Source organism: Streptomyces phaeoluteigriseus (assembly GCF_001896135.2).
Classification (GTDB): Bacteria; Actinomycetota; Actinomycetes; order Streptomycetales; family Streptomycetaceae; genus Streptomyces; species Streptomyces phaeoluteigriseus.
Window position 1 is genome coordinate 484,416 of sequence record NZ_MPOH02000015.1, and the last position, 6,524, is coordinate 490,939.

The 6,524-nt window shown below is 72.1% G+C and carries 7 protein-coding genes and 1 pseudogene; 2 read left to right on the forward strand and 6 right to left on the reverse strand.

All coding sequences use genetic code 11. From position 1 onward, the window contains the following. Positions 1-82: 82 nt before the first annotated feature. From rplT to infC, 3 genes are all read right to left on the reverse strand, one after another. Positions 83-466, reverse strand: a complete 384-nt coding sequence (gene rplT / locus BM536_RS20075; RefSeq protein ID WP_073499619.1) for a 50S ribosomal protein L20 — start codon at positions 464-466, stop codon at positions 83-85. A 98-nt stretch (positions 467-564) separates the two neighbouring features. Then, positions 565-759 carry a 50S ribosomal protein L35 gene (rpmI, locus tag BM536_RS20080; protein ID WP_073499621.1) on the reverse strand — a complete coding sequence of 65 codons (195 nt, stop codon included), beginning with the start codon at positions 757-759 and terminating at the stop codon, positions 565-567. A 109-nt stretch (positions 760-868) separates the two neighbouring features. Beyond that, a complete protein-coding gene (gene infC, locus BM536_RS20085) occupies positions 869-1,588 on the reverse strand; it encodes a translation initiation factor IF-3 (protein ID WP_073499622.1) in 720 nt (239 codons plus the stop codon). 383 nt (positions 1,589-1,971) lie between these two features. Here infC and BM536_RS20095 point away from each other — a divergent pair, with 383 nt between their 5' ends. Then, positions 1,972-2,349, forward strand: a complete 378-nt coding sequence (locus BM536_RS20095; RefSeq protein ID WP_073499624.1) for a DUF1844 domain-containing protein — start codon at positions 1,972-1,974, stop codon at positions 2,347-2,349. A 15-nt stretch (positions 2,350-2,364) separates the two neighbouring features. On the opposite strand, the gene BM536_RS20100 is transcribed toward BM536_RS20095, so the two are convergent. After that, positions 2,365-3,096: an SseB family protein gene (locus BM536_RS20100; protein ID WP_094103497.1), complete on the reverse strand. Its 732-nt coding sequence runs from the start codon at positions 3,094-3,096 to the stop codon at positions 2,365-2,367. Positions 3,097-3,246: 150 nt separating this feature from the next. Here BM536_RS20100 and BM536_RS20105 point away from each other — a divergent pair, with 150 nt between their 5' ends. Next, entirely contained in the window at positions 3,247-4,230 is a 984-nt protein-coding gene (locus BM536_RS20105; protein WP_094103286.1) for a serine hydrolase, read from the forward strand. Positions 4,231-4,252: 22 nt separating this feature from the next. On the opposite strand, the pseudogene mycP reads toward BM536_RS20105, so the two are convergent. Both mycP and BM536_RS20115 read right to left on the reverse strand, forming a co-directional pair. Beyond that, positions 4,253-5,454, reverse strand: a pseudogene (gene mycP / locus BM536_RS20110) (type VII secretion-associated serine protease mycosin). After that, positions 5,451-6,524, reverse strand: a 1,074-nt coding sequence (locus BM536_RS20115) for a hypothetical protein (protein WP_425444654.1), incomplete at its 5' end; no start/stop codon positions are given. The gene BM536_RS20115 and the pseudogene mycP, both read right to left, overlap by 4 nt.

The window sequence follows — 6,524 nt, forward strand, 5'->3', positions numbered from 1 at the left end:
ACCGGGGCCGGACGCACTCGGACCCGCAGGCGGGTTCGCCTGCGGGTCGAGTCATGTCACTTCCGGCTCAGCCGGCGCAGCGTCACGCAGCCTTCGGCGCGTTCACGTCCGACGGCAGCGCCTTCTGGGCGACCTCGACGAGCGCGGCGAACGCGGTCGGGTCGTTGACGGCCAGCTCCGCCAGGATCTTGCGGTCGACCTCGATGCTCGCGGCGTTCAGACCCTGGATGAAGCGGTTGTACGTGATGCCGTTGGCGCGGGCAGCGGCGTTGATGCGCTGGATCCACAGCCGACGGAAGTCACCCTTGCGCTTCTTGCGGTCGTTGTAGTTGTAGACCAGCGAGTGGGTGACCTGCTCCTTGGCCTTGCGGTACAGGCGCGAACGCTGACCGCGGTAGCCGGAGGCCGCCTCGAGGATCGCCCGGCGCTTCTTGTGGGCGTTGACTGCCCGCTTGACGCGTGCCACTTTTAACTCCTTGTAGCGGGGCCGTGGTGGGACTCACACGGCCCGGAAACGATTGGGTCCCGGTTCAGACGTACGTACGGCGGCAAGGCGCCCGTACGTCACTTGCCGAGAAGCTTCTTGATCTTCTTGGCGTCGCCCGGGGCCATCTCGGCAGTGCCGGTGAGGCGACGCGTCACGCGCGACGACTTGTGCTCGAGCAGGTGGCGCTTGCCGGCGCGCTCACGGAGCACCTTGCCGGAGCCGGTGATCTTGAAGCGCTTGCTGGCACCGCTGTGCGACTTGTTCTTCGGCATAGCGCCGTTATCTCCTCGTCGGTGGCGCTCCGGTGCCCGGTCGTGAAAACCGGGCACAGGTGGAGCGTCGCTTGTATCGGTTACGTCCTGGGACTGACGCCCTGGGGGGTCACGCCTCGGCGGAGGCCTCGGCGGACCGGGTCTCCGTGGACTCCACGGAACCCTCGGACCCGTCCGACTCCTCGGCGTTCACGGCGTCGGAGTCCGCGGCGTTCTGTGAGCGGCCCGGGTTGGCCTTCGCTTCGGCCTTGCGGGCTTCCTGAGCCTGACGAGCCTCGGCCATCGCCTCGGTCTTCTTCTTGTGCGGACCGAGAACCATGATCATGTTTCGGCCGTCCTGCTTCGGGTTCGACTCGATGAACCCGAGGTCCTGGACGTCCTCCGCGAGACGCTGCAGCAGTCGGTAGCCCAGTTCGGGGCGGGACTGCTCACGACCGCGGAACATGATCGTGATCTTGACCTTGTCGCCCTGCTTGAGGAACCGGACGACGTGACCCTTTTTGGTGTCGTAGTCGTGCGGGTCGATCTTCGGCCGGAGCTTCATCTCCTTGATGACCGTGTGCGCCTGGTTCTTGCGCGCTTCACGGGCCTTCATGGCCGACTCGTACTTGAACTTCCCGTAGTCCATGAGCTTGCACACGGGGGGGCGGGCGGTTGCCGCCACCTCGACCAGGTCCAGGTCGTACTCCTGGGCAAGCTCCAGTGCCTTCGCGAGCGGCACGATGCCGACCTGCTCGCCACTGGGACCGACAAGTCGCACCTCTGGAACGCGAATCCGGTCGTTGATGCGGGGCTCGGCGCTGATGGATCCTCCTCGGTAGCACCACACGGCAGTCTGGCGAACGGCCGCGTAACGTCTGTGTTCGATTGGTTCACAACCACGCCGAAGCACAAAAAATGCCCCAACGATCACACGCGGGGCTCCAAGCACTACCGGAGCACCGCCGCAAGGATCGCGGGGCGCACTACCGGGCGACTCCATCGTCCGTACGGAACGATGGGGGCCGCCTGACCGGGGTGACCCGCCGCCCCGGAGGGTGGTCGGGTGGGAGTTCGGAGCCTCCACTTGTGGGCCGGATCCGCCTGCTTGAAGGGCACGCGTGTCCGACCGGTCGTTACACGAGATTAGCAGCTCGTTCATGCGTGCGCGAATCCGGTGTCTCCCGCCTCCTGCTGTCAAGAGGGCATACGGCGGGCCCTATCGTGTGGGGCATGAGTGAGACCTCCCCCTCGGACAGCCCCGAGCCCTCCGGCACCGCCGGTTTCGACGAGATGACCCGCGACATCGCCGAGGTCCCGGCGGTCGAGGTGATCGTGACGGTCGCCGTCAACCTGATGAGCGCGGCCGCCGTGAAGCTCGGTCTGACCGACGAGGGCGACAAGTACAAGGACCTGGACGAGGCCCGCAAGCTGGTCACCGCCCTCGCCGGCCTGCTGGACGCGAGCACCACCGAGATCAGCTCCTTCCACGCGGCACCACTGCGCGACGGCCTCAAGTCGCTCCAGCTGGCCTTCCGCGAGGCCTCCCTCGTCCCGGACGAGCCGGGCCAGGGTCCGGGCGAGAAGTACACCGGGCCGGTCTACGGCTAGGGAGTTCCGTTCGGATCAGTCGCGTACGTGGAGGGGCTCGCCCGGTGGGGTGGTTCCGGCCGGCAGGAGTGCCAGGTCGAGGCCACGCACCAGGCGGGCCCTCAGTGTTTCGTCGGCGGCGATGCGCCTCGCCACAGCCTGCGCCGCTTCGGCGGGAGCGGCGTCCGGGGCGAGGACGAGGGCGAGGGTGCCGTCGGCCTGGCCGGGCAGCAGGTGGGCGCGCAGGACCGCTGGTTCGGCGGCCACCGCGGCCCGTACCGCCTCGACGACCGCCGGGTCGGCCAGCGGGTCGGTGGTCGTGCGGCCCTCGGCGAGCGCCAGCAGGGCGGACCCGGTCACCTCGAAGGCGACCGGTCCGGCCAGGTCGAGGACGACCGTGTCGGCCTTCTCGTGGGCAGCCGCCCGCAGGGCCTGGTGCAGGGGTACGGCGACCGGGCGGGCCTGCGGGTCCCAGCGGGCGAGGGACGCGGTGGAGGTGAAGGCCGGCAGGGCCGTGCGGTCACCGGCCCTCAGGGTCGGTACGGCCATGTCGCTGGTCTTCTCGCGGCGCAGCCCGTTGGCGTCCTCCTCGACCTCCCCCAGCACGGCGACGACGGGAACGAGCAGCCGGGCTCCCCTGAGCGCCTCCAGCACGGGTGCCACGGCGGTGCGGTCCTCGGCCCAGGCGGCGAGCGCCGCGCTCAGCGCCGGGTCGGCCGAGCCGTCGTCGTCGGAGAAGCCGGGGTCGGGAATGTTCTTGTTCGCCACGGTCACCGACCCTATCGGGGGGAAAATGCTGGGGTTGTGCGGGGCCGGAAACACGGCGGAGACCGCTTTCACAGGTTTCTCAGGCATCCCTGACGTACATCTAACCCGCGTCTAACAGGACGCACAGTCGGCGCCACCAGCATCAGGGACATGGAGTCCTCCAGAGCACGCCACGGCGGCCGCGCTCGTCCCTCCGGTCACCGTCGTCCCCTTCTCCACCGGGCGCTCGTCTCGGTGGCCGTCCTGGGCGCCTCGGCGGCCGGGACCGTCTACGTGACGGCGCAGGCGCACTCGGGCCCTGGCGCCGTGCCGTCGGCGACGCCGACGTCCTCTGCGTCGGCGGGCGGGGAGGTGTCGGTGGAGCCCGTGATCCGGTCCGCGTCGCAGTCCGCGTCTCAGGCGGCGGCGTCCGTGGTGGACCGCGACGCCCTGCTGGCGAAGGCGATGGCGTCGGTGACCGTGCCGGACGGGGCGCGGGTGTCCGTGGCCGTGCTCGACGTGGACTCCGGGGTGAGTGCCGTCTTCGGCACGGGTGCCTTCGACACGGCGAGCATCGTCAAGGTGGACATCCTGGCGACGCTGCTGCTCCAGGCGCAGGACGCCGGCCGGCACCTCACGGCGCGGGAGAAGGCGTACGCGACCGCGATGATCGAGAACAGCGACAACGACTCCGCGACGGCGCTGTGGAACTCCGTGGGCGGCGCGGCCGGGCTGGAGGCGGCGAACGAGCGGTTCGGGCTCACCGGCACCGAGGGCGGCGACGGCGTGCTGTGGGGGCTGACCCGGACCACCGCCGCCGACCAACTGACGCTGCTGCGGCAGGTCTTCGGCGCCGACTCGGAGCTGAGCGAGGCCTCGCGCACGTACCTCCAGGGGCTGATGGGGCAGATCGCGGCGGACCAGCACTGGGGTGTCTCGGCGGCCGCCGACGGTTCCGCGTGGGCCCTGAAGAACGGCTGGCTGCCGCGTACGGCGACGGGGCTGTGGGACGTCAACAGCATCGGGCGGGTGACGTCCGGCGGGCACGACTACCTGGTGGCCGTCCTCTCGGACGGCAACGCGACGCAGGCGAAGGGCATCGCGCTGGTGGAGGCGGCGGCGAAGGCGGCGATGTCGGCGTTCACGGACGCCTGACCGGGCCGGGGCGTCTCGGGGCTCAGAAGGCGTCGTACTGCTGCCGGCGCTCCTCGCGGTCGCCGGTGCGGCGGCCCCGCCACAGGGCCACTGCGGCCACCAGCAGTACTCCCCCGGTGGCGCCCGCGAGCGGGCCGGCCCAGCCCGAGGCGTCGTCGTCGGCGCTCTCCTCGTCCGGGCCGGGACCGAAGTACTCCTCGCCGTACGCCGCCGAGCGCAGGCCTTCGGGCGCGAGGCCGTCGGCGGCCCTGACCGCGGCGGCCGGGTCGATGAAGCCGAAGCCGCGGGAGTCGTCGCGGCCCCCGGTGGGAGAGTTGCGGGCGGTGTCCTCCAGCAGCTTCTTGATCTGCGCCGGGGTCAGGTCCGGGTGGGCGGCCCTGACGAGGGCGACGGCGCCGGAGACGAAGGCCGCGGCGGCCGAGGTGCCCCAGCCCTCGTAGTACTTGTGGTCCGGGTCGGCGATGACGACGTCGACGCCGGGGGCGCTGACCGTGGCGTACCAGCGGCGGGTGGAGAAGGAGGCGCGGGTGCCGTAGCGGTCGACGGCGGTCGCGGCGATGACGCCCGGGTAGGCCGCCGGATAGGAGACGCGGTCGCCCTTCTCGCCGCCGTTGCCGGCCGAGGCGACGCGACCGAGCCCTTCTTCAGCGCGTACTGGACGGCCTCGTCCTCGGCGGGTTCGGGGTGGGCGGAGGCGGAGTCGTCGCCGAGGGAGAGGTTGATGACGTCGGCGCCCTGGTCGGCGGCCCAGCGGATGCCTTCCGCGAGGGCGTTGCCGCGGGTGTTGCGAGCCTTGGTGCGGGAGGGATCGCCGTCCTCCAGGATCACCCGCACGGGGAGGATCTTCGCCTCCGGGGCGATGCCCATGACACCGTCGCCGTTGCCGGAGCCATGGCCGTGACCGGCGATGATGCCGGCCATCGCGGTGCCGTGGCGGGCCCAGGCGCGGTCGCCGGGCCCGGCGCCGAAGCCGACCATGTCCTTGCCGGTCAGGACGTTGCCGTCGAGGTCGGGGTGGTCGGACTCGACGCCGGTGTCCAGGACGGCGACGGTGACGCCCCCGCCCTTGGTGGTCTGCCAGACCTCTTCGGTGTGCAGGGCCTCCAGGGCCCACTGCTTGGCCCGGATGCCGTCCGCGTACGCGGTGGTGGGCGGCACCAGGGCGACCGCGGCGGCCAGCAGACAGCTCAGCACGCCGGCCCGGCGGATTCCGCGACCGCTCATGAGGGTGGCTCCGAAGGCGATACGGCGGCCTTGCGCAGGCCGCGCTCGATGCGGTCGGCGAGGCCCTTCGCCTCGTTGCCCAGGCCCGCCTGGGCAACGGCGGTGGTGGCACCGGACGCGATGGCCTCCACGGCGGACTGCGGGGTGGCGACCGTACGGCCGTCGGCCCAGCCGGAGACGGCGTAGACGACGACGGGGGCGTCGGTGAGGACGGACACCGTCCACGAGGCGCGCTGCCCGTCACCGAAGGCGGCGGCGACCGTGCCCTTCGCGGCGTACGAACGGGGCATCAGGTCGGTGCGGCGGGCCAGGCCTTCCTTGTCGAACCTGGTGTCGAGGGCGCGCATGCCGGCCGCGTCGGCCTTGGTGAACAGCATGCCGACCGTGGTGACGTGGCTGCGGGTGGCGTCGGTGTAGGTCGCGCGCAGCAGACGGGCGCAGCCGACCGGGGCGAGGGCCTTGGCGAGCAGCGGGTCGAAGGCGTCGGCGCAGCCGCTGTCCGGGGCGACGGCGATCCGGGTCCAGGTGCGGTCGGCGCCGCCGGGGCCCGCGCCCTGTCCGTCCAGGGTGGGCGGGAACAGCCGGTCGACCGGCACGTTGTGCCACAGGCCGCCCGCGGTGGCGTAGACACCCGGCTCGCCCGCGTCCGCGGGGCCGCCGAGGAGCCAACTGCCGGTCACCGCACCGCCGATGAGGCCGAGTCCGAGGACCACACAGGCGGCCGCCGCTACGGTGTGCCCGCGCAGTTTCGTCCAGCCCGCCGCGCGTGGGGTGTCGCCGTACCCCTCGGGCCGCGCGAACGTCACGACGGGCCGCGTGGCACCCGGTGCGCCGCCCGGCGTCATCGGGGCACTCCACGACAGCGCCGGATCGGGCCCGGCCTCGGCGGCCGGGGGCGGGGCGTCGAAGTCCGGATGCCGCAGGGGCGTGGCGGGACTCCAGGCGGGCCGCGCGTCCTCCTCCGGGTGCCGCCCGGGAACGGCGGTGGACAGCCCGTCCCGGTGCTGCCCGGGCGCGGGAGCCCAGGTACGCGGGAGCGGCGCCCAGGCGGTACCGGCGGCGGGGGGGAT